This window comes from Actinomadura monticuli (assembly GCF_041463655.1).
Taxonomy (GTDB): Bacteria; Actinomycetota; Actinomycetes; order Streptosporangiales; family Streptosporangiaceae; genus Spirillospora; species Spirillospora monticuli.
This window is the reverse complement of sequence record NZ_JAXCEI010000010.1, coordinates 146325-163554: the sequence shown is the minus strand read 5'-3', so window position 1 is coordinate 163554 and position 17230 is coordinate 146325. Positions and strand designations below refer to the sequence as shown.

Below are 17230 nucleotides of genomic sequence, written 5' to 3'. Positions count from 1 at the left end.
GCCGTGGACAGCCATCGGGAACGCTGGGTCGACGCGGACGCCGGCCCGCTCGTCCGCCCGTACGCCATCACCCGCGGCCGCACCCGGCCGCGGGGCGAGCGCCTCGACATCGTCAGCATCCTGGCCGCGACGGGACGCCCCGTCCCCGAGGCGGGCCGCCTGCCCTACGAGCAGGAGCGGATCCTCGCCCTGTGCCGGCGTTCGCGCACGCCGGCCGACCTGGCCTCGGATCTGGGCCTGCCGTTCGGCGTCGTCGCGGTCCTGGTCGGCGACCTGATCGAGCTCGGCCTGCTGACCATCGTGCGCGACACCGCCAACGAACGGCCCGACCTGGACATCCTGAGGAGAATCCGTGACGAGCTACGCGCCCTCTGAGACCGAGGACGGCCCGCGCCTGGCGTTCAAGATCCTCGTCGCCGGCGGGTTCGGCGCCGGCAAGACGACGCTCGTCGGGGCCGTCAGCGAGATCCGGCCGCTGCGCACCGAGGAGTACATGACCGAGATGAGCGCGGGCGTCGACGACATGCGGGGCATAGCCCGCAAGAGCACCACCACGCTCGCGATGGACTTCGGCCGGATCACCCTCAGCCAGGGCGTCGTGCTGTACCTGTTCGGGACGCCGGGCCAGGAGCGCTTCTGGTTCATGTGGCAGGAGCTCTCGCGCGGTGCCCTGGGCGCGGTGGTGCTGGTCGACACCCGCCGGATCACCGCCAGCTTCGGCGCGATCGACTACTTCGAGCAGCGCGGCGCCCCGTTCGTGATCGCGGTCAACTGCTTCGACGACGCCCACCCCTACACCGAGGAGGAGATCCGCACGGCCCTGGACATCGGCCCGCAGGTCCCGGTGCTGCTGTGCGACGCCCGCCACCGCGCGTCGGCCAAGGAACCGCTCGTCGCCCTGGTCGAGCACGCCATCCGGCGCTACGAGCAGGAAGGGCTCGCCACCGGAGCCACGACCCGGAACTGACCCGCCCGGCGTTCTCAGATCGGGGGTAGTGCCGCTCCCCCGGCTGGAGGCTCACCCAGCGGCGCTCGTGGACCCCCCGGGCGAGGGGCGTCAGGAGGGGGTGCGGCGATCGGCGCGGGAGCGTCGGGTGTACTCCTGGCCGAGCGCGAAGAGCAGCCAGGTGAGGGCGGTGGCGTCGTCGACGATCCCGAACGGCAGGAAGACGTCCGGGATCAGGTCGATCGGGGAGACGATGTAGACCACCGCGATCACCATCGCGACGACCTTGCCGGTCGGGGTCCGGTAGTAGGCCCGCGCGGCCGTGCCCGGCGCCCCGCCACGGCGGCGCCCGCGCAGCCTCAGGATGCCCGCGACCAGCAGGATCGCACCGGCGGCCAGCACGACGGCCCCCGCGACGGTGGCGTCGACGCCTCCCAGGTCACCGTCCACGGTGAGCACCGGAACGGCACCCGCGACGACGAGGACGACTCCGAGCCACACCATGCGAACCTCCGGGGGGACGTGTTCTCCGGTATTGCCGTCCGAGCCGGTTTCACTCGGCCGAGGACCGACGACATGTCGCGGCATGGTCCCAACCCCGGTGAGCGGCCTATGCTGAGGCCCCGGGAGCCAGTAGAACCCGGTTCGGATTGGCTGTCGGCGGCCCCGAGCGCGCCGTGCCTTAGGGAGGAAATCCGTGGACCACGTCCAGCAGTTCTACATCGGCGGCCAGTGGGTCGCGCCGCGCACCGACAGGACGATCGAGGTCATCAACCCGGCCACAGAACAGCCCATCACGTCCATCGCCATGGGCGGCGCGGACGACGTGGACGCCGCCGTCGCCGCGGCCAAGGACGCGTTCGAGTCGTACTCGCTGACCACCAAGCAGGAGCGCCTCGACCTGCTCGACAGCGTCATCTCCGTCTACGGCCGCCGGCTGGAGGACCTGGCCGACGTCATCAGCCAGGAGATGGGCGCGCCGCTGTCGCTCGCGCGGGCGGCGCAGGCGCCCGCCGGCCTCGGACACCTCGCCACCGCGCGGGCCGTGCTGGCCGGCTACGAGTTCGAGCGGGAGCTGGGCTCCACCGTCGTCGTCCGGGAGCCGGCGGGGGTCTGCGGGCTCATCACCCCGTGGAACTGGCCGCTCAACCAGATCACCTGCAAGGTCGGGCCGGCCCTGGCCGCGGGCTGCACGATGGTGCTCAAGCCGTCGGAGGTCGCGCCGCTGAACGCCGTCCTGTTCGCCGAGATCCTGGACGAGGCGGGGGTGCCCGCGGGCGTCTTCAACCTCGTCAACGGCGACGGACTCGGCGTCGGCGCGCCGCTCTCGGCGCACCCGGACGTCGACATGGTGTCCTTCACCGGCTCGACCCGCGCCGGCATCGAGGTCGCCCGCTCGGCCGCCCCGACCGTCAAGCGCGTCGCCCAGGAGCTCGGCGGCAAGTCGGCCAACATCATCCTGGACGACGCCGACCTCCAGGCCGTCATCTCCCGGGACGTGGCGGGCATGTGCACCAACTCCGGGCAGTCCTGCAACGCCCCGACGCGGATGCTCGTCCCGGCCTCCCGCATGGACGAGGCCGCCGCGATCGCCGCGGAGGCGTCCCGGAACATCACGGTCGGCGACCCGCGCGACGAGACCACCACGATCGGCCCGGTCGTCTCGGCCACCCAGTACAGCCGGATCCAGCAGCTCATCGAGAAGGGCATCGGCGAGGGCGCCAAGGTGGAGGTCGGCGGTCCCGGCAGGCCCGAGGGCCTGGAGACCGGGTACTACGTGCGCCCGACAGTGTTCTCCCACGTCACCAATGACATGACGATCGCGCGCGAGGAGATCTTCGGGCCGGTGCTGGTGCTGATCGGCTACGAGGACGACGACGACGCCGTGCGCATCGCCAACGACACCCAGTACGGCCTGTCGGGCTACATCTCCGGCGACCCCGACCGCGCCCGCGCGATGGCCCGCCGCATCCGCACCGGCAACGTCCACCTCAACGGCGCCGGACTCGACTTCAACGCGCCGTTCGGCGGCTACCGCCAGTCGGGCAACGGCCGCGAATGGGGCGAGTACGGGTTCGAGGAGTTCCTGGAGACCAAGGCCATCATGGGCCACAACTCCTGAACCGCCCCGAGCCGGTCTCGCCCGCGACTCCCGAGCGCGCGAGGCCGGCTCCGGCGTCCCGAGGCCCTTCGTAGGAGCCGTGGCCCGCGGCGGGTCGGGTTTCTCACCTCCCGGAAGGCGCCCGCCCTTCGCCGCCGCCCGTACGCGGGCGCCGCGGGCGACCCCGGGGACGGTTAGCGACAACGTGTTGGTATGTTATCGACATGATGTCGACAAGAAGGCGGGTGTGGGGCTGATGTTCCTCGCACTTCGCGAGCTGCGGTTCGCCAAGGTCCGGTTCGGGCTGATGGGCGCCGTGGTGGGGTTGATCGCGATCCTCATGGTCATGTTGTCCGGGTTGTCGGTGGGGCTGGTCAAGGACGGGGTGTCCGGGCTGCAGAACCTGCCGGTCACCTCCTTCGCGTTCGAGCGCGGCGTCCAGCACGACTCCGCCTTCTCCCGGAGCGTGGTGGAGACGTCCGCCGTGGACGCGTGGCGGAGCCGGCCGGGCGTGGCCGAGGCGGCCCCCTTCGGCAACACGCTCGTGAACGCCAAGAGCGACCGGGGCGTGGACATCGACCTCGCCCTGTTCGGGGTGGCGCCGGACTCGTTCCTCTCGCCCAAGGCCAGCGAGGGCTCGCGGCTGAACGGCCCGGACGGCATCGTCGTCAGCGGCACGGCACTGGACGCCGGCCTGCGCATCGGCGACACGATCACCGTCGACCGCCTCGGGACGAAGCTGCGGGTCATCGGAACCACCGCGCGGCAGGACACCTTCGGACATGTCGACGTCGCCTACGTGCCCCTGGAGACCTGGCAGCTGATCAAGGCCGGGGCGCGGCCGGGCGAACCGGTGCCCCCGCACGCCGCCCGGGACATCACCGCGGTGGCGGTGCGCGCGGAACCCGGCGCCTCGGTGGATCTCACCGCAGGGGACGCCGCCGCCGGCACCGAGAGCCTCACCCTGGAGAAGTCCTACGGCGCCTCGCCCGGCTACACCGCCGAGACGTCCACGCTGCAGCTCATCCAGGGATTCCTGTACGCCATCTCCGCGCTGGTCGTCGGGGCGTTCTTCGCCGTCTGGGCGATCCAGCGCAAGCACGAGGTCGCCGTCCTGCGCGCCATGGGCGCGTCGAGGGGCTGGCTGCTGCGCGACGCGCTCAGCCAGGCGTTCATCCTGCTGCTGGTCGCCGTCGCGATCGGCGCGGGAATCGGAGTCGGCCTCGGCTCGCTCGTCACCGGCGGCGGGGCGCCGTTCGCGCTCAGCGCGCCCAGCATCACGACCGCCGCCGCGGGGATCGTCCTGCTCGGACTCGTCGGCGCCGGTGCCGCCGTCGTCCGCATCGCGTCCATCGACCCGGCCACCGCCCTTGGAGGAAACCGATGACCGGCCAGACCACGCCGACCGCCGGGCCGAGGGAGGACGACGCTCCCGCGCCCGGCCGCCCGGGACTGGTCATGGAGGGCGTCTGCCTCCAGCACGGCGACGGCACCGAGACCGTGCAGGCCCTCGACAACGTCGACCTCCTGGTGCGACCCGGGGAGCTGGCCGCCATCGTCGGCCCGTCCGGCTCCGGGAAGTCGAGCCTGCTCGCGGTCGCCGGCGGGCTCGCCCGCCCGGACCGGGGCACGGTCACGGTCGCGGGGCTCGACATCACGGCGGCGGGCGCGCGGGCCAAGGCGAAACTGCGGCGCGAGCACATCGGGTTCGTGTTCCAGTCCGGCAACCTGGTCCCGGCGCTCACCGCCCGCGACCAGCTCCGGCTGCCGCTGCGGTTCCGGCCGCGCCGCCGGCGCTCCGGCCGCGACCCGCTCGCGCTGCTGGAGGACGTGGGGATGGCCGACAAGGCCGACCGGTACCCGCACCAGCTGTCCGGCGGGGAACGGCAACGCGTCGGCATCGCCCGGGCCCTGGTGACCGAGCCGAGCGTGCTGCTCGTCGACGAGCCCACCGCCGCACTGGACCGGGCGCGCAGCCACGAGATCGTCCGCCTGCTCGCCCGCGAGGCGCAGCACCATGGCGTGGCGGCCATCATGGTGACCCACGACCACGATGTGCTCGAACACTGTGACACCGTGTACGAGATGATCGACGGGCGCCTCACCGCGCACGCCTGACGTGCCGACGGAGCACGGCGGGCACGGCGGGCGGGTGGGAAGGGGGTCGCATGCCGAAGATCCAGGCGCCGACCATCGCGGAGCATCGCGCCGCGCAGCGGGCCGCCCTGCTCGACGCGGCCCGCACCCTGCTGTCCGAGGAGGCCGAGCGAGCCCCCAGCCTGGCGGACGTCGCCCGCCGGGCCGGGCTCGCCCGCTCCAGCGTGTACGCCTACTTCACGTCACGCGACGACCTGCTCGACGCCCTCATCGTCGACACCTTCCCCCGCTGGTCCGCCTACGTCCAGGCGCGGATGGGGAAGGCCGGGTCCCCCGGCGACCGGGTGCTGGCCTACGTCAACGCCAACCTCCGCCTCGTCGCCCGCGGGGACCACGCGCTGGCCCGCGCCCTCGCGGCCACCGGCCGCACCGACGCACTGGCCAACTCCAGCCGGCTCCTCCACGACCAGCTCCAGACGCCCCTCCGCGAGGCCCTCGCCGAGCACGGCGCGCCCGACCCCGCGAGGACGGCCGAACTCATCCAGTCGATCGTCTACGCCCTGACCCGCATGATCGAGGACGGCCTGGCCGAACGCGCCGCCCGCCGCCTCGCCCGCGAACTGCTCGCGCCGTACCTCCTCCCCGCGACGCCGCAGTCGGAGTGACGTCCGTCCCGACGCCAGGCGATGGCCAGCTCGACGATCGCCGATGAGGGACCGCGGTCCGCCGGCCGGCCTCGCCGGTGACGACGCTCCACAAGGGCGGCCTCAGCCGGTGAACGCCTCGATGAGCGTCCAGACGGCCAGGCCGGCCATGCACGCACCGCCGATGCGCTGCACGACCTTCAGCGGGACCTTCTTGGCGATGAACCGGCCCGCCAGCAGGGCCAGGGCCGACACCGACATCAGCGCGGCGGCCGAGCCGATCGCCGTCGGGAGCCACCCGTTGGTGGCGGCCAGGTTGGCGGTGGTGATCTGGGTCAGATCGCCCCACTCACTGATGAACACGGCCGTGAAGGCGGCGGCGTAGGACGGCCAGAACCGGGTGATCGCCTGCCCGCCCTGATCGTCGTCGTCCTCGTCCCCGCCGCCGCGCAGCAGCATGACCGCGCCGAAGGCGAACAGGGCGGCCGACACCAGCTTGACCGCCATGCCCGGCAGGAGGCTGAGCAGGCTGCCGGCGCCCACCGCGATCGCGACGTGCACGATGAACGCCGTGGACGTGCCGAACCACACGTACAGCGGACGCATCCGCGTACCCATCGCCAGCGAGGCGAACATCGTCTTGTCGGGAAGCTCGGCGAGGAAGATCAACCCGAATGCGGTGAGGAACGCCAGAGGGTCCAGGGTCATGAACGAAGCCTTCTGCCGGCGCCGGGCCTCGTGCTCGGGCCGGCGCCCGGGATGGGCGCCAGGGGACCACTCGGCCCGGCAGGACGTACCGGCCCGCACGGTCGCGCAGGCCGGATCATGCCGTGGCCGAAGGTCTCGCCCGCCCTCCGCGCTGACGCGGCGGGCCCGGTGGCCGGGACGTCCTGGGACGTCCAGCATGTCGACCAGCGGTTTTACAGGGCTACTCCCCTTCGCCGAGCCCGAGTGTAGCCGATCCCCGCACACCGGGCCGCCGGGGACGGCATCCGCCGCTCCACCGCCCGCCGCCACTACGCCCCGATAGGTTCTGATCATGAGTTGGGATGGCGACGGGGTCCTGGCGGGCCGGTACCGCAGGCTCGACCGGATCGGCCAGGGCGGGATGGGGTCGGTGTGGCGGGCACACGACATGGACCTGGACCGCACGGTCGCCGTCAAGGAGCTTCTGGTCCCCGAACAGGTCACCGATCAACAACGGCGTGACTGGTACGCGCGGATGGAGCGCGAGGCCCGCGCCGCCGCGCGGCTGCGGCATCCCGGCATCGTCACCGTCCACGACCGGGTGACGGGCGAGGACGGCCGTCCCTGGATCGTCATGGAACTCGTCCAAGGCCGGTCCCTCGGGGACGTCCTGCGCGAGCGGGGGGCGCTGCCGCCGCGTCAGGTCGCGGAAATCGGGCTGGCGATGCTGGACGCGCTGTCGGCCGCGCACGCCCAGGGCGTGGTCCACCGGGACGTCAAGCCCGCCAACGTGCTACTGGAAGGCGACCGGGTGCTGCTGACCGACTTCGGCATCGCCGCGCTGGAGGGCGATGCCACGATCACCCGTTCGGGCATGGTGCTGGGCACGCCCGCCTACATGTCCCCCGAACAGGTGGAGGGCGGCCCGGTCACCCCGGCCTCGGACCTGTGGTCCCTGGCCGCCACCCTGTACGCGGCGGTCGAGGGCCGCCGCCCCTTCGACGGCCCCGGCCACGGCGCCGTCTTCGTCGCGATCGCCACCCGGCGACCGCCCGCCCCCCGGTGCGGCGGCCCACTCGCGCAGGCCATCGATGGGCTGCTCCGCAAGGACCCCGACGAACGGCTCCACCCCGCCCAGGTGCGCGACCTGTTCAACGCCGTCCTCGTCCGCACCGCCGAGTCGGATGCCGGCGGCGTCGACGCGACCGCGCCCGAGGTCGGGCCGCGCATCCCGCACGGGCCGCTCCGCACCGCGCTCCTCCGCGCCTCCCCCGGCGACGTCCCGCTCCGGCGCGGCCAACGCCTCCTCGTCAGGGCGGCGGTCGTGTGCACCGCGCTGTCCATGCTGGTCTACCTGGTCGGGCCGTGGTCCGGGCCCGGCATCACGCGCACCCTGCGGGTCTATTCACCGGAGACGCTGATCATCCTGCCGCTGCCGTGGATCACGGCGTCCGTCCTGCTTTGCGTCATGTGGTTCCAGCCGCACCGGCCGGGGCTCGTCCTCAGCCTGCTCTTCGCCATCCTCAACGGCCTTCATCTGGAAGCCCTCGCCGTCTACGCCTACCAGAACAACCGGATCGCGGAGGCCGTCGACCCCAACGACACACTCCAGCTCGCCTGGCTCCTGGGCGCGCTCGCGTTGCTGCTGGCCTCCGCCGCGGTGAACCCCTCGCTCGCCGGACGGGTGACGGCCCCGCCCGCCCGCCAAGCCCTGATCATCACGGTCGTGCTCGTCCAGGGCATCGTGGCCCTGCTCTGGCCGGTGGCCGCCTACAAGCTGGCGGGATCGGGCCTGAAGGTCCTGGACGGCGGCTCCTTCAATGACAACTTGGACAACTCCCTCTTCCTCTCATTCCTGTTCCTCGGCGTGATCTGGTTCGGTGTGCAGCCGTTCATCTGGTCGCGCGAAGTAAGAGGGCTGCGGCGGCAATGACGCATAGCCCCCGGAACGACCGGCCGGGGGAAGCCACGCCGCCGCACACGGCAACGCACTACTGGCCTTCCGCCTCAACTGACCTCACGACGCCCCCAGCCCAAGAACCACCCCCGAACTCAGTCCTTGGCCTCTACTGGAACGAGGAGCCATCGGGCGAAGCAGTCGTCCTCCTCGAGTTCGGTGTACCAGCGGACCTTGAGCCTGTAGGCGGTGTGCGCGGTCGCCAACAGGAGGCCCGGGTCCACACCGGGAGAGGGCGGGCCGTGGACGGGCGGCACTGGTCCGGGCCGGGCCGCCAGCAGGGGCACGGAATGCGGGCCGGTGCCGTCGACCGCGGCGCTGAAGATGGCAAGCGTGCCACTGCGCACGTTCAGCGTGTCCCCGTCTTCGTCCTCTGCGGTCGGGTAGTGAAGCGCTCTGGCCAGTGCCGCCGGATAGTCTGCACCGCTGGCCTGAACGATGGCGATGTGGCCGCTCGCCGCCTCGAAGACCTCGATCCAACTGTCGTCGCGGACGACCCCGTCGCCGCCGACGAGGGCCGCTCGTTCGGTGCCGACGAGGATGCCGGTGTCCTCCGGACCGAGTCCGAGGATCCGGTCGAACTCGTCGTCGCTGGAGCCGTGCCATGCCTCACGAAGCGCGGCGTCGAGTGCGAGAAACGGTTCGCCGTTGGTCCAGAGCCGACCGACGTGTACCCACGAGTCTGACATTGCCCCAGTCTCCCGTTCGCCGGCACCGCCTTGAACCAGAAGCTCGCGTACTGCGGGCCGGACCCGATCGGCCACTGCCTAGGTCGGGTCCGTGAAGGGTTCCGGGTCGTTGGGAGGCCGGGCGGGTGCGGTTGCCGGGCGGCCGTCCGTTGGGGGTTCCTCTGTGATGGTCGGCAGCAGCTTTTCGAGGAAGGACTCGCAGTCGTGGCGCCAGAAGGCGAGGACGTACGTGTCCCAGTAGCGGCCGCCGTAGTACTCGTGCTCGCGCAGGGTGCCTTCGACCTCGAAGTAGCGCCCGGCACCGCTCGCGAAAGTCCAGGAGCTCAGCTCGGACGTCTCGGCGTAGATCTTCCGGAGGTTGAAGTTCGCGAAGAGGTAGTTGAGGAAGAGCGCCATGCCGTCGAAGGTCCAGATCGCCCCGCCGCGGTGGTCGCGCATGAGTATCGCGAGGTAGGCCGTCTGGTTGCGGAAGTCGGCGTTGTAGGCGCTGATGAGTCCGAGTGGCTCTCCGTCACTCGACCGCTCGATCAGGAACTGGCACAGCACCCCGCGCCACAGCATCGCCTGGAAGTCCGGAGGGCTCGGCGTGGTGCCGCGCGTACGCCACCGGTAGGTGATGTGGGAGCTCGTCGACAATTGCAGAATGAAGTCGTAGTCGGTCGGCTCGACAGGGCGGAGGACCACCCTTTTCCCGTGCAGGGTGATCTGCCGGGCCAGCATTCCCGATCGCGAAAGGTCCCGTGTCATCTGGTCCTGCTCAACTCGGTCAGGCGAGCCACCAGCTCGTGCGGGGTACTGGACAGATAGAGCGCCGTTTCGATTCCTCGCGCATCCATCGCGGGAAGTACCTCCTCCAGGTGGATGAGGAGCTCCGTGGCTTTCACTGAATCGACACCGAGTTCCGCCCAGGACTGGGTTCGGCTCTCGCTGTCGAGAGGGCGGTCGATGAGCTCGGAGATAACCTCTATGAGGCGGACTCGGGTCAGCATCGGGACCTCGCAGACTTCTTCTCAGGCGGACAGGAATATCGATCGAGCATCGTTCCGCTTCAGCTTTCCGGATGTCGTCTTCGGAATGGAGCCGGGCTCGACCACGCTGATGATGTCGAGTCGGACGCCCAGGCTCTCCAGCACGAGGCGCCTCAGGTGATCCTCCATCTCCCGGTGCTGTGATCGCGTGCCCTTGGCGGGCTCGATGAGGAGGACCGACCGCTCCGGCGGCGGGGACGAGAGCGAGAAGGCGACCGTCCGACCGCGCCGGACCAGGCCGGACGACTCGGCGAGGCGCTCGATCTCGTGGGGGAAGACCCGGCGGCCGTGCACCTTGATGAGATCCTTTCGCCGGCCTGTGACGAACAGGCGGGACCCCACCGTGAAACCCTCGTCCCCGGTCGCGAGACCTCCGGGCTCATCCCTGTACTCGTCCGCCAGGGACGAGCCGTGGACGGTTATCTCGCCGATCTCGCGGTCTCCGAGTTCTCGATCGCCGTCGCGGATGCTCACCGACAGGCCGTCCAGGGGCATGCCCGTCGAGACCACCCGGGCGTCCCCGCCCGATTCATCCGTTCCGGCGGCGTCCACGATGACGGGCGGGTTGCCGGGAGGCTCGGCGCTCACCGCCAGGGTCGCCTCCGCCAGCCCGTACGCCGGGACGAGGCTGCCGGGGGGCAGCAGCCGCGCCGGCCCGGTCACCAGGCGCTCGCAGAGGACCGGATCGATCGGCTCCGCGCCGATGATGGCCACCCGCAGCGATTCCAGGGCGTGCCGCACCGCCGACCGGTCCCGTCCGCCCGCCCGGTGGGAGAGGAGCGACCACCCGCTGTTGGGCGCGGGAATGGAGGTCGGCCGCGCCGCCGTGATCCACCGCTCCCACATGCCGGGGTGCGCCAGGAACGTCCTCGGCGAGCAGAGGGTGAGGCGGCACGAGAGGTGGTCGGAGAGCAGGACGGTGCCGACGAGCCCCATGTCGTGGTTGAGCGGAAGCCAGGAGAAGATCGAGTCGTCGGCCGATGCCCGGAACCGGCGGCGCAGCGACTCCAGATTGCTTTCGAGAGCGTCGCGGGAGATCGTGACGGGCCGCGGCTCGCCGGTCGTTCCGCTCGTGAACTGCACCAGCCTGAACCGTGCCGGCTCGAAACCGTCGCACGCCCCTCGGCGTGAACGCCTCCGCAGCGGCGGATCGAGCAGGTCCTCGATGGCCACCCGCTGCGCTCCGGTGGCGAGATCGCGTATCTCCAGACCCGGGCCGACGACGATGTCCGGCCGGAGCTGGTCCAGTCGTTCGCGCAGCGAGGCCATCATCGCCGGTGCTCGGCCGACCATGCCGAGAAAGGTGATCTGGAATCCGGCGACGAGCGCCGCTCGCGCCAGGAGCGCACTCGCCGACGAAGTGTCCCCGATGACCGCGATGCGGCAGCCGCCTTCGCCATGGCACGCCATCAGGCGCGATGCCAGCTCGGAAGACATTTCTTCGATCTGTTCGCGGCTCCACGCGACCTGCCCCTGAGGGGACAGAAAAGTCACCGTCATCTCAACCTCCCAGGATCACGAAATTAGATTGCGAACGTCGCCGTCAGTCATTCTGCCGGGAGAACCGGGTGCCGTATTGAATAAATGCGCAGGATGGAAACAATTGTTCGCCTTCAGCGGCGGAGCGCTTCCGCCGGCTCGATCCGGGAGGCGCGCCAAGCCGGGTAGAGCCCCGCGAGAAGGCCCGTGACCGCCCCGACGAACGGGGCGGGAAGGACGGTCAGCGGCTCCAGGACGGGGGTCCAGTGCCGGGCGATGGCCACCGCCACGACGGTGCAGACTCCGGCGCTCGTCCCGATGAGCCCGCCGAGCAGTCCGAGGGCGGCCGACTCGGACAGGAACTGGGCCGCGACATGTCGTCCGCGAGCGCCGAGGGATCGGCGTAACCCGATTTCGGCCGTTCGTTCGAGAACGGCCACCAGGGTGGTGTTGGCGATGCCGACCGCTCCGATGACGAGGCAGATTCCGGCCAGCGCGAGAAAGAGGGCGCCGAGGTCGGTGTCGACCTGCTCCCGGAGCTGCCTCGGGTCGGGCGGGACGGTCACCTTGAACCGTTCCGGCTGATCGGGCCGGATGGCCAGGGCGGCCTGGCCGCCGATCAGCTGGGCCGCGCCCAGCCGGGTCTCGATGAGCACCTTGGGCGGCTGCCCTTCCCGGCTCCCCGGCTCACCCCACAACGCCGTCGCCGTCGAGGACGGCACGAGCACCGACAGGAGGGTCTCGGGCCGGCGCCGGACGTCGTCGACGATGCCGATCACGGTCAGGCCCGTGTCGCCGACGAAGATCGCGGGTTGGTGGTCCAGCCGGACGATCCCCAGCCGCCGCGCGGCGGCCTTCCCCAAGAGGGCGACACGCTGCCGCTCCTTCTGGTGGAACGCGTCGTACAGGCGTCCGGTACCGACGGTCGCATGGATCGCGTCCAGATAGCCGGGCGAAGCGGCGACCACGGTGAGGGATTCGCCGGGTTCGCGCCGGACCGAGGGCGGACGCGCGCTGATCTCCGTCTTCGACCCGTCGGAGCCGAGCGTGGCCTGCCAGTGGACACCCGCCGCCTCGACACCGTTCAGGCCGGTCAGCCGCGCCTCGATATCGGGCGGGAACGCGGGACCGGCCAGCGCCGGGTCGGCCGGAGCGTCCTCCACGACCACCTCGGTGGCCGCCAGGGCGGTGAAGCGCTGCGAGATCTGCCCGGACGTGGTCGCCGTCAGCCCGAGCACCGCGACGAACGCCGCCACTCCCAGCAGCGTCCCCAGCACCGTCAACGCGGCCCGCGCCGGACGGGCCACGATCGCGGCCACCGCCTCGTCCGCGGCGTCCCGGACCGACAGCCGGGTCGGCCGCACCGCGTCCCGGCGCCGGTTCCGCGGCCTCATCCCTCCTCACCCACCTGCGCGACGCCCGAGGCGAGGCTCCGCGGCTCGGCCTCGGTGAGCACGCCGTCCCGGATCACCACCGCCCGCTCGGCGCCCGCGGCCACACTCGGATCGTGCGTGACCACCACCACCGTGAAGCCGTCCGCGCGCAGTTCGCGGATCAGTTCCAGCACCGTCGCCGCCGTGGCGGTGTCGAGGTTGCCGGTCGGCTCGTCGCACAGCAGCAGGCTCGGCCGGTTGACCAGCGCCCGCGCGATCGCCACCCGCTGGCGTTCCCCGCCCGACAACACGCCGGCCGGCGCCTGTGCCCGGCGCGCCAGGCCCACCCGGTCCAGCGTCGCGGCGGCCCGCGCGCGCCTCTTGCCGCGCGGCACGCCGGTGTAGAGCATCGACAGCATCACGTTCTCCAGCGCCGAGCGATGCGGAAGCAGATGGAAGGACTGGAAGACGAACCCGATGCGCCGCCCGCGCAGCGCCGTGCGGTCGCGTTCGCACAGGTCGGCCGTGTCGATCCCGTCCAGCCTGTAGACGCCCTCGCTCGGCCGGGCCAGCAGGCCGGTGATGTTCAGGAACGTCGACTTTCCCGCCCCCGACGGCCCGAGGACCGCCGTGTGGTCGCCCCGCCGGATCACCAGGTCCGCGGGATGCAGCGCGGTTACCGGCGGCGGGCCCGGATAACGCTTCGCCACCCCCGCGAACTCGATGACGGAGGACGGTCCGGTGCTCTCCAGAAGCTCGGCCGGGGTCATGCGCCGACCACCACGCGATCGCCCGGCGCGAGCCGGGCGGATCCGGTCGGCGCCACCTCCACGAACCCGTTCCCGGTGGCCCCGGTGCGCACCGGGATCCGCTGCCGCCGTCCGCCGGCCAGCAGTTTGATCACCTGCGTCGACTCGTCCGCGCTCGCGAAGATCGCCGATGCGGGCACCACCAGCACCGGTCCGCCGGTCGACGCCGTCTCGATCGTCAACCGGACGTCGCGGCCCGTGAACCGCCGCGAGAGCGGCTTGAGTCCCTTGACCTTGATCGGGTGCCCCGGCTCGGCCTCCCGTCCGGCGCCGTCCTCCCCGGTGCCCGCGGCTTCGTCGCCGGCGCCCCCGCTGCCGGCGAACTCGCCGATCGACGCCACCCGGCCCGCCGCCTCCAGACCGGTCTCGTCCGCGAAGATCGTCACTCGCATCCCCACGTCGACCAGCTCACGGTCGGCGGCGGACAGCGAGCCCCGCGCCACGAGGTCCTCGGCCGACAGTTCGAGGATCGTCCCCTTGGCCGGGTCCCCCAGGCGCGCCTTCACGTCCACCACGCGGGCCGGAAACCTCGGGACGAACAGCACTTCGCCCGAGCTCAGGTACGCCCGCCTCTCCGGCTTGGGCGCTCGTCCCCGGTCCCCGCCGCCGGCGCCGTCCCCGGACCGGGCGGAAGGAGCGTCCGCCGGCGCCATCTCTTCGGTGGGCGCGTCGTAACCCCGGTCGGAGTAGAGCCGCCTCACCGCCGCCGCGGCCGACGCCCCGAAGGCTTCGGACGAGTCACCGACCCGGTAGCCGAGGCCGCCGAGCGCCGCCCGCAGCTGCCGGACGTCCGGCCCCTTGGCGCCCTGCTTGACGTCGCGGTACGCGGGGATCCGGCCCGGCAGCGCGATGACCGGCCGCCCCGAGACCTCGGCCACCACGCTGCCCGCGCCGATCCGCTGCCCCTTCCGCACCGCGGCTCGCGTGATCACGGCCCTGCCCGCACCGACCTCGGGCGCGGCCACTTTGATCGTCTTGCCGGGAGCGACGGTGCCGCGCAGGACGACCGTCTCACGCAGCACCCGACGTTCCACGGGTGCGGAGATCACCGAGGCGACCGGCGGCTCCGCCTCCGCCGCCACCTGTTGCGGCGACTTCACCATCGTGGAGGCGCCCGACCCCGCAAGCGCCACCACCACCGCGGCGGCGACCAGCGCGGCGAGCGCGGGACGCCGGCGCGCGGGATCGGGGGCCGCCGTCATCGGCCCGCCATGACGTCGGCCACGTTGCGCTGCAACGCGTCGAGGAGTTTCTTGGTCTCCGCGAGAGCCAGCGAGTTCTTCTCGACGAGCCGGCGCTGGTAGGCCGACTCCACGGCCAGCCAGATGCCGACCATATTGGTCTCGTTCCGGCAGGCGATGTCCGCCCGGGCGGTGCGGATCTCCCGGGAACCGGCCGATTCCCTCCGCTGCCACTGCGGATCGTCGTGCGCGTCCCACGGTGTCTTGTACGTATAGCCCAGCTTGGCCATGCAACGGCTCCACAGGGCCCATGCGCTGGTCACCCGGCTGTCGTGCTCGGCCTGGGCGTGGGCCTGGTTGGCGAGCCGCTCTCCGAGCCTGATGTCGGCGCGGGCGGGAGCTCCGGAGGAGAGCCGTGCCCGCACCTCGCCGATGCACCCGCCGGCCGGAACGGGCTTCCCCGCGTAGTTCTGGACCGTCTGCCGAGAGGAATCGCTCGCACGGCCGTAGAGGACTTCGGTGGGAGGCGGGTTCGGGACGGCGAGTTGCCGCTGCTGGCCCGTCGCGCCCGCCTTCGCTTCCGGAGGAAGGCCATAGCCGTGCCGAGCCGCGACCTCCGCGTCGACGATTCCGAAACGCCGTTCGTTCCGGGGGCGCGGCCTCGGCGCGGCGGCGGCTCCGAGCGAGAAGCCGTACCGCCGTACGCAGTCCTGCAGCAGAAGATCGTTCGCTTTCCCGAGAACTCCTTCCTCGGGCATGTAGGCGTCCAGCGGAAGCTTGATCTGCGTTCCGTCCCGGATGACCGGAGGCGAGCCGATGGCGGGCTCGCCACCGCTCTCACCGGGGCCGCCCCCGGCCGCGCAGCCCCCGAGGAGCATGAGCGCCGCCAGCACAGTCGGCAGGAGGGCCGCAGGCAGCGCGTGCCTGCGGCCCCGCGGCTCGCTCGTCCTAGACATGAGTCCAGTAGTGAGAGCTGGCCCTGTTGTCGCCGATGCTGTTGTTCGCCAGGGAGGGGTCCGACGTCCCGGGGGCGAAGGTCGAGTGGGCGCCGCCGCCGCTGTTGTGCTGGTAGAGGGTGACGTTGTAGCTGCCGGAACCGTTGTTCTTGACGGAACTCGCCTCGTTGTCGAGGCCGTCGGTGCTGTTGTACCAGACGTTGTTCGAGTAGATGTCGTCGTTTCCGGTCCACTGGTAGACGTGGTTGGTGTTGTTCTCGTTGTAGTTGTTGTTCTCGAAGAGGCAGACTTCGCCGGTCTCGCAGTCGTAGTTCGGAGCGGCGTGCGCGGTCGAGGTCTTGATTCCGAGCGCGACGGTGATGCCGACCGCGGCGCCGGAAGCCATGCCCAGCCTTCTGAGGTGCATTGCGATCCCTTCGGGACGACCTGCTATGACAATTGACAATCTGACATATCGGCACGGTACGGAGAAGCAGGGCTCTTCAAGCACATTGGCAAGTTTGCCTACACGGTCTCTTTACATTTATCTTGCGGTGCGGCGAGGCGAAACCCCACTCCGCGTATGGTTTCGATCCACCGTTTGTCACCGAGCTTTGTGCGGAGCGCGCCGACATGAACGTCGAGTGTGCGCGTGGACCCGTACCAGTTGTCACCCCAGACCTGGGCGAGAATCGAGTCCCTGGTGACCACCGCCCCTCCGGCTTCGGCCAGGAGCGCGAGCAGCTCGAACTCCTTGCGGGTGAGCCGGACCTGGGCGCCGTCGATCGTCACCCAGCGCCGCAGCACATCGACGGTGAGCGTCCCCAGGCGGTAGGGCCCGCTTCCGCTGCGAGCCGCTTCGGTTCGCCGTCTCACGGCTTCGATGCGTGCGGCCAGTTCGTGGAGCCAGACGGGTTTGGCGACGCAGTCGTCCGCTCCGGCGCGCAGGACGAGCACCCTGTCGAGATGAGCGTCCGCCTCACCGAACGCGATCATCGGTACGGCCGATCGGGCTCGGACGCGCCGGCACAGTTCGCATCCTTCAAGATCTGGAAGCAGCAGGTCGAAGAGGACGAATTCGGTCTCGTCGAGCCGTGACAGCACATCGTTGCCCGTGCGGACCAGGTCGACGTCGTGTCCGTGCTGCTTGAGTCCGGTCGCCAGGGACTCGCCATTCGCGCCATCGGCGCCGGCCAGCAAGATCCGCATGCTAATCCCCGCCGGTGTCACTCTGAAACGGTGGTGTCGCGTCCCGTCCAAGACGGGTGCGGGCCGTCCGCGCCGATCCGCCGGCAGCGGTTGAG

General features: G+C 71.2%; 19 protein-coding genes. 7 read left to right on the top strand and 12 right to left on the bottom strand.

The window, feature by feature from the left end; all coding sequences use genetic code 11:
* The first annotated feature begins 3 nt into the window (after positions 1–3).
* Together SM611_RS23180 and SM611_RS23175 are read left to right on the top strand one after the other, a co-directional pair.
* Entirely contained in the window at positions 4–375 is a 372-nt protein-coding gene (locus SM611_RS23180) for a DUF742 domain-containing protein (RefSeq protein ID WP_371951989.1), read from the top strand.
* Positions 353–967: a GTP-binding protein gene (locus SM611_RS23175; RefSeq protein ID WP_371951988.1), complete on the top strand. Its 615-nt coding sequence runs from the start codon at positions 353–355 to the stop codon at positions 965–967. Before SM611_RS23180 ends, SM611_RS23175 begins: the two co-directional genes overlap by 23 nt.
* 90 nt (positions 968–1057) lie before the next feature.
* On the opposite strand, the gene SM611_RS23170 is transcribed toward SM611_RS23175, so the two are convergent.
* Entirely contained in the window at positions 1058–1450 is a 393-nt protein-coding gene (locus tag SM611_RS23170; RefSeq protein WP_371951987.1) for a YkvA family protein, read from the bottom strand.
* 193 nt (positions 1451–1643) lie between these two features.
* On the opposite strand from SM611_RS23170, the gene SM611_RS23165 reads away from it, so the two are divergent.
* From SM611_RS23165 to SM611_RS23150, 4 genes are all read left to right on the top strand, one after another.
* Entirely contained in the window at positions 1644–3068 is a 1425-nt protein-coding gene (locus tag SM611_RS23165) for an aldehyde dehydrogenase family protein (protein ID WP_371951986.1), read from the top strand.
* Positions 3069–3303: 235 nt separating this feature from the next.
* On the top strand, positions 3304–4434 hold the full coding sequence (locus tag SM611_RS23160) for an ABC transporter permease (protein WP_371951985.1): 1131 nt from the start codon (positions 3304–3306) through the stop codon (positions 4432–4434).
* Positions 4435–4505: 71 nt separating this feature from the next.
* On the top strand, positions 4506–5165 hold the full coding sequence (locus SM611_RS23155) for an ABC transporter ATP-binding protein (protein WP_371952160.1): 660 nt from the start codon (positions 4506–4508) through the stop codon (positions 5163–5165).
* Between the two features lie 50 nt (positions 5166–5215).
* Positions 5216–5809: a TetR/AcrR family transcriptional regulator gene (locus tag SM611_RS23150; protein ID WP_371951984.1), complete on the top strand. Its 594-nt coding sequence runs from the start codon at positions 5216–5218 to the stop codon at positions 5807–5809.
* Between the two features lie 102 nt (positions 5810–5911).
* On the opposite strand, the gene SM611_RS23145 is transcribed toward SM611_RS23150, so the two are convergent.
* Positions 5912–6496, bottom strand: a complete 585-nt coding sequence (locus SM611_RS23145; protein ID WP_371951983.1) for a TMEM165/GDT1 family protein — start codon at positions 6494–6496, stop codon at positions 5912–5914.
* A gap of 331 nt (positions 6497–6827) precedes the next feature.
* On the opposite strand from SM611_RS23145, the gene SM611_RS23140 reads away from it, so the two are divergent.
* Positions 6828–8408 carry a serine/threonine-protein kinase gene (locus SM611_RS23140; protein WP_371951982.1) on the top strand — a complete coding sequence of 527 codons (1581 nt, stop codon included), beginning with the start codon at positions 6828–6830 and terminating at the stop codon, positions 8406–8408.
* A 119-nt stretch (positions 8409–8527) separates the two neighbouring features.
* Here SM611_RS23140 and SM611_RS23135 read toward each other — a convergent pair whose 3' ends face one another.
* From SM611_RS23135 to SM611_RS23090, 10 genes are all read right to left on the bottom strand, one after another.
* On the bottom strand, positions 8528–9121 hold the full coding sequence (locus tag SM611_RS23135) for a hypothetical protein (RefSeq protein ID WP_371951981.1): 594 nt from the start codon (positions 9119–9121) through the stop codon (positions 8528–8530).
* Positions 9122–9199: 78 nt separating this feature from the next.
* Positions 9200–9868, bottom strand: coding sequence for a GNAT family N-acetyltransferase (locus SM611_RS23130; protein WP_371951980.1), 669 nt, complete (start codon positions 9866–9868; stop codon positions 9200–9202).
* Positions 9865–10110, bottom strand: coding sequence for an acyl carrier protein (locus tag SM611_RS23125; protein ID WP_371951979.1), 246 nt, complete (start codon positions 10108–10110; stop codon positions 9865–9867). Before SM611_RS23125 ends, SM611_RS23130 begins: the two co-directional genes overlap by 4 nt.
* A 21-nt stretch (positions 10111–10131) precedes the next feature.
* A complete protein-coding gene (locus SM611_RS23120; RefSeq protein ID WP_371951978.1) occupies positions 10132–11649 on the bottom strand; it encodes an AMP-binding protein in 1518 nt (505 codons plus the stop codon).
* 113 nt (positions 11650–11762) lie between these two features.
* Positions 11763–13022: an ABC transporter permease gene (locus SM611_RS23115; protein WP_371951977.1), complete on the bottom strand. Its 1260-nt coding sequence runs from the start codon at positions 13020–13022 to the stop codon at positions 11763–11765.
* Complete coding sequence (locus tag SM611_RS23110) at positions 13019–13771, bottom strand: ABC transporter ATP-binding protein (protein WP_371951976.1); 753 nt, start codon at positions 13769–13771, stop codon at positions 13019–13021. Before SM611_RS23110 ends, SM611_RS23115 begins: the two co-directional genes overlap by 4 nt.
* Positions 13768–15012 (bottom strand): efflux RND transporter periplasmic adaptor subunit, encoded by a 1245-nt coding sequence (locus SM611_RS23105; protein WP_371951975.1) that lies wholly within the window; start codon positions 15010–15012, stop codon positions 13768–13770. The genes SM611_RS23110 and SM611_RS23105 overlap by 4 nt, the downstream gene beginning before the upstream one ends.
* On the bottom strand, positions 15009–15884 hold the full coding sequence (locus tag SM611_RS23100) for a hypothetical protein (protein ID WP_371951974.1): 876 nt from the start codon (positions 15882–15884) through the stop codon (positions 15009–15011). The genes SM611_RS23105 and SM611_RS23100 overlap by 4 nt, the downstream gene beginning before the upstream one ends.
* Positions 15885–15939: 55 nt before the next feature.
* Complete coding sequence (locus SM611_RS23095; protein WP_371951973.1) at positions 15940–16332, bottom strand: peptidase inhibitor family I36 protein; 393 nt, start codon at positions 16330–16332, stop codon at positions 15940–15942.
* Between the two features lie 119 nt (positions 16333–16451).
* Positions 16452–17135 (bottom strand): response regulator transcription factor, encoded by a 684-nt coding sequence (locus SM611_RS23090; RefSeq protein ID WP_371951972.1) that lies wholly within the window; start codon positions 17133–17135, stop codon positions 16452–16454.
* Positions 17136–17230 lie beyond the last annotated feature (95 nt).

Bases quoted from the DNA above. Each gene is read 5' to 3' on its own strand.
- SM611_RS23145 (WP_371951983.1), bottom strand. From the start codon at position 6,496: ATGACCCTGGACCCTCTGGCGTTCCTCACCGCATTCGGGTTGATCTTC.
- SM611_RS23090 (WP_371951972.1), bottom strand. From the start codon at position 17,135: ATGCGGATCTTGCTGGCCGGCGCCGATGGCGCGAATGGCGAGTCCCTG.
- SM611_RS23095 (WP_371951973.1), bottom strand. From the start codon at position 16,332: ATGGCTTCCGGCGCCGCGGTCGGCATCACCGTCGCGCTCGGAATCAAG.
- SM611_RS23170 (WP_371951987.1), bottom strand. From the start codon at position 1,450: ATGGTGTGGCTCGGAGTCGTCCTCGTCGTCGCGGGTGCCGTTCCGGTG.
- SM611_RS23110 (WP_371951976.1), bottom strand. From the start codon at position 13,771: ATGACCCCGGCCGAGCTTCTGGAGAGCACCGGACCGTCCTCCGTCATC.
- SM611_RS23125 (WP_371951979.1), bottom strand. From the start codon at position 10,110: ATGCTGACCCGAGTCCGCCTCATAGAGGTTATCTCCGAGCTCATCGAC.
- SM611_RS23115 (WP_371951977.1), bottom strand. From the start codon at position 13,022: ATGAGGCCGCGGAACCGGCGCCGGGACGCGGTGCGGCCGACCCGGCTG.
- SM611_RS23150 (WP_371951984.1), top strand. From the start codon at position 5,216: ATGCCGAAGATCCAGGCGCCGACCATCGCGGAGCATCGCGCCGCGCAG.
- SM611_RS23130 (WP_371951980.1), bottom strand. From the start codon at position 9,868: ATGACACGGGACCTTTCGCGATCGGGAATGCTGGCCCGGCAGATCACC.
- SM611_RS23120 (WP_371951978.1), bottom strand. From the start codon at position 11,649: ATGACGGTGACTTTTCTGTCCCCTCAGGGGCAGGTCGCGTGGAGCCGC.
- SM611_RS23140 (WP_371951982.1), top strand. From the start codon at position 6,828: ATGAGTTGGGATGGCGACGGGGTCCTGGCGGGCCGGTACCGCAGGCTC.
- SM611_RS23160 (WP_371951985.1), top strand. From the start codon at position 3,304: ATGTTCCTCGCACTTCGCGAGCTGCGGTTCGCCAAGGTCCGGTTCGGG.
- SM611_RS23135 (WP_371951981.1), bottom strand. From the start codon at position 9,121: ATGTCAGACTCGTGGGTACACGTCGGTCGGCTCTGGACCAACGGCGAA.
- SM611_RS23155 (WP_371952160.1), top strand. From the start codon at position 4,506: ATGGAGGGCGTCTGCCTCCAGCACGGCGACGGCACCGAGACCGTGCAG.
- SM611_RS23105 (WP_371951975.1), bottom strand. From the start codon at position 15,012: ATGACGGCGGCCCCCGATCCCGCGCGCCGGCGTCCCGCGCTCGCCGCG.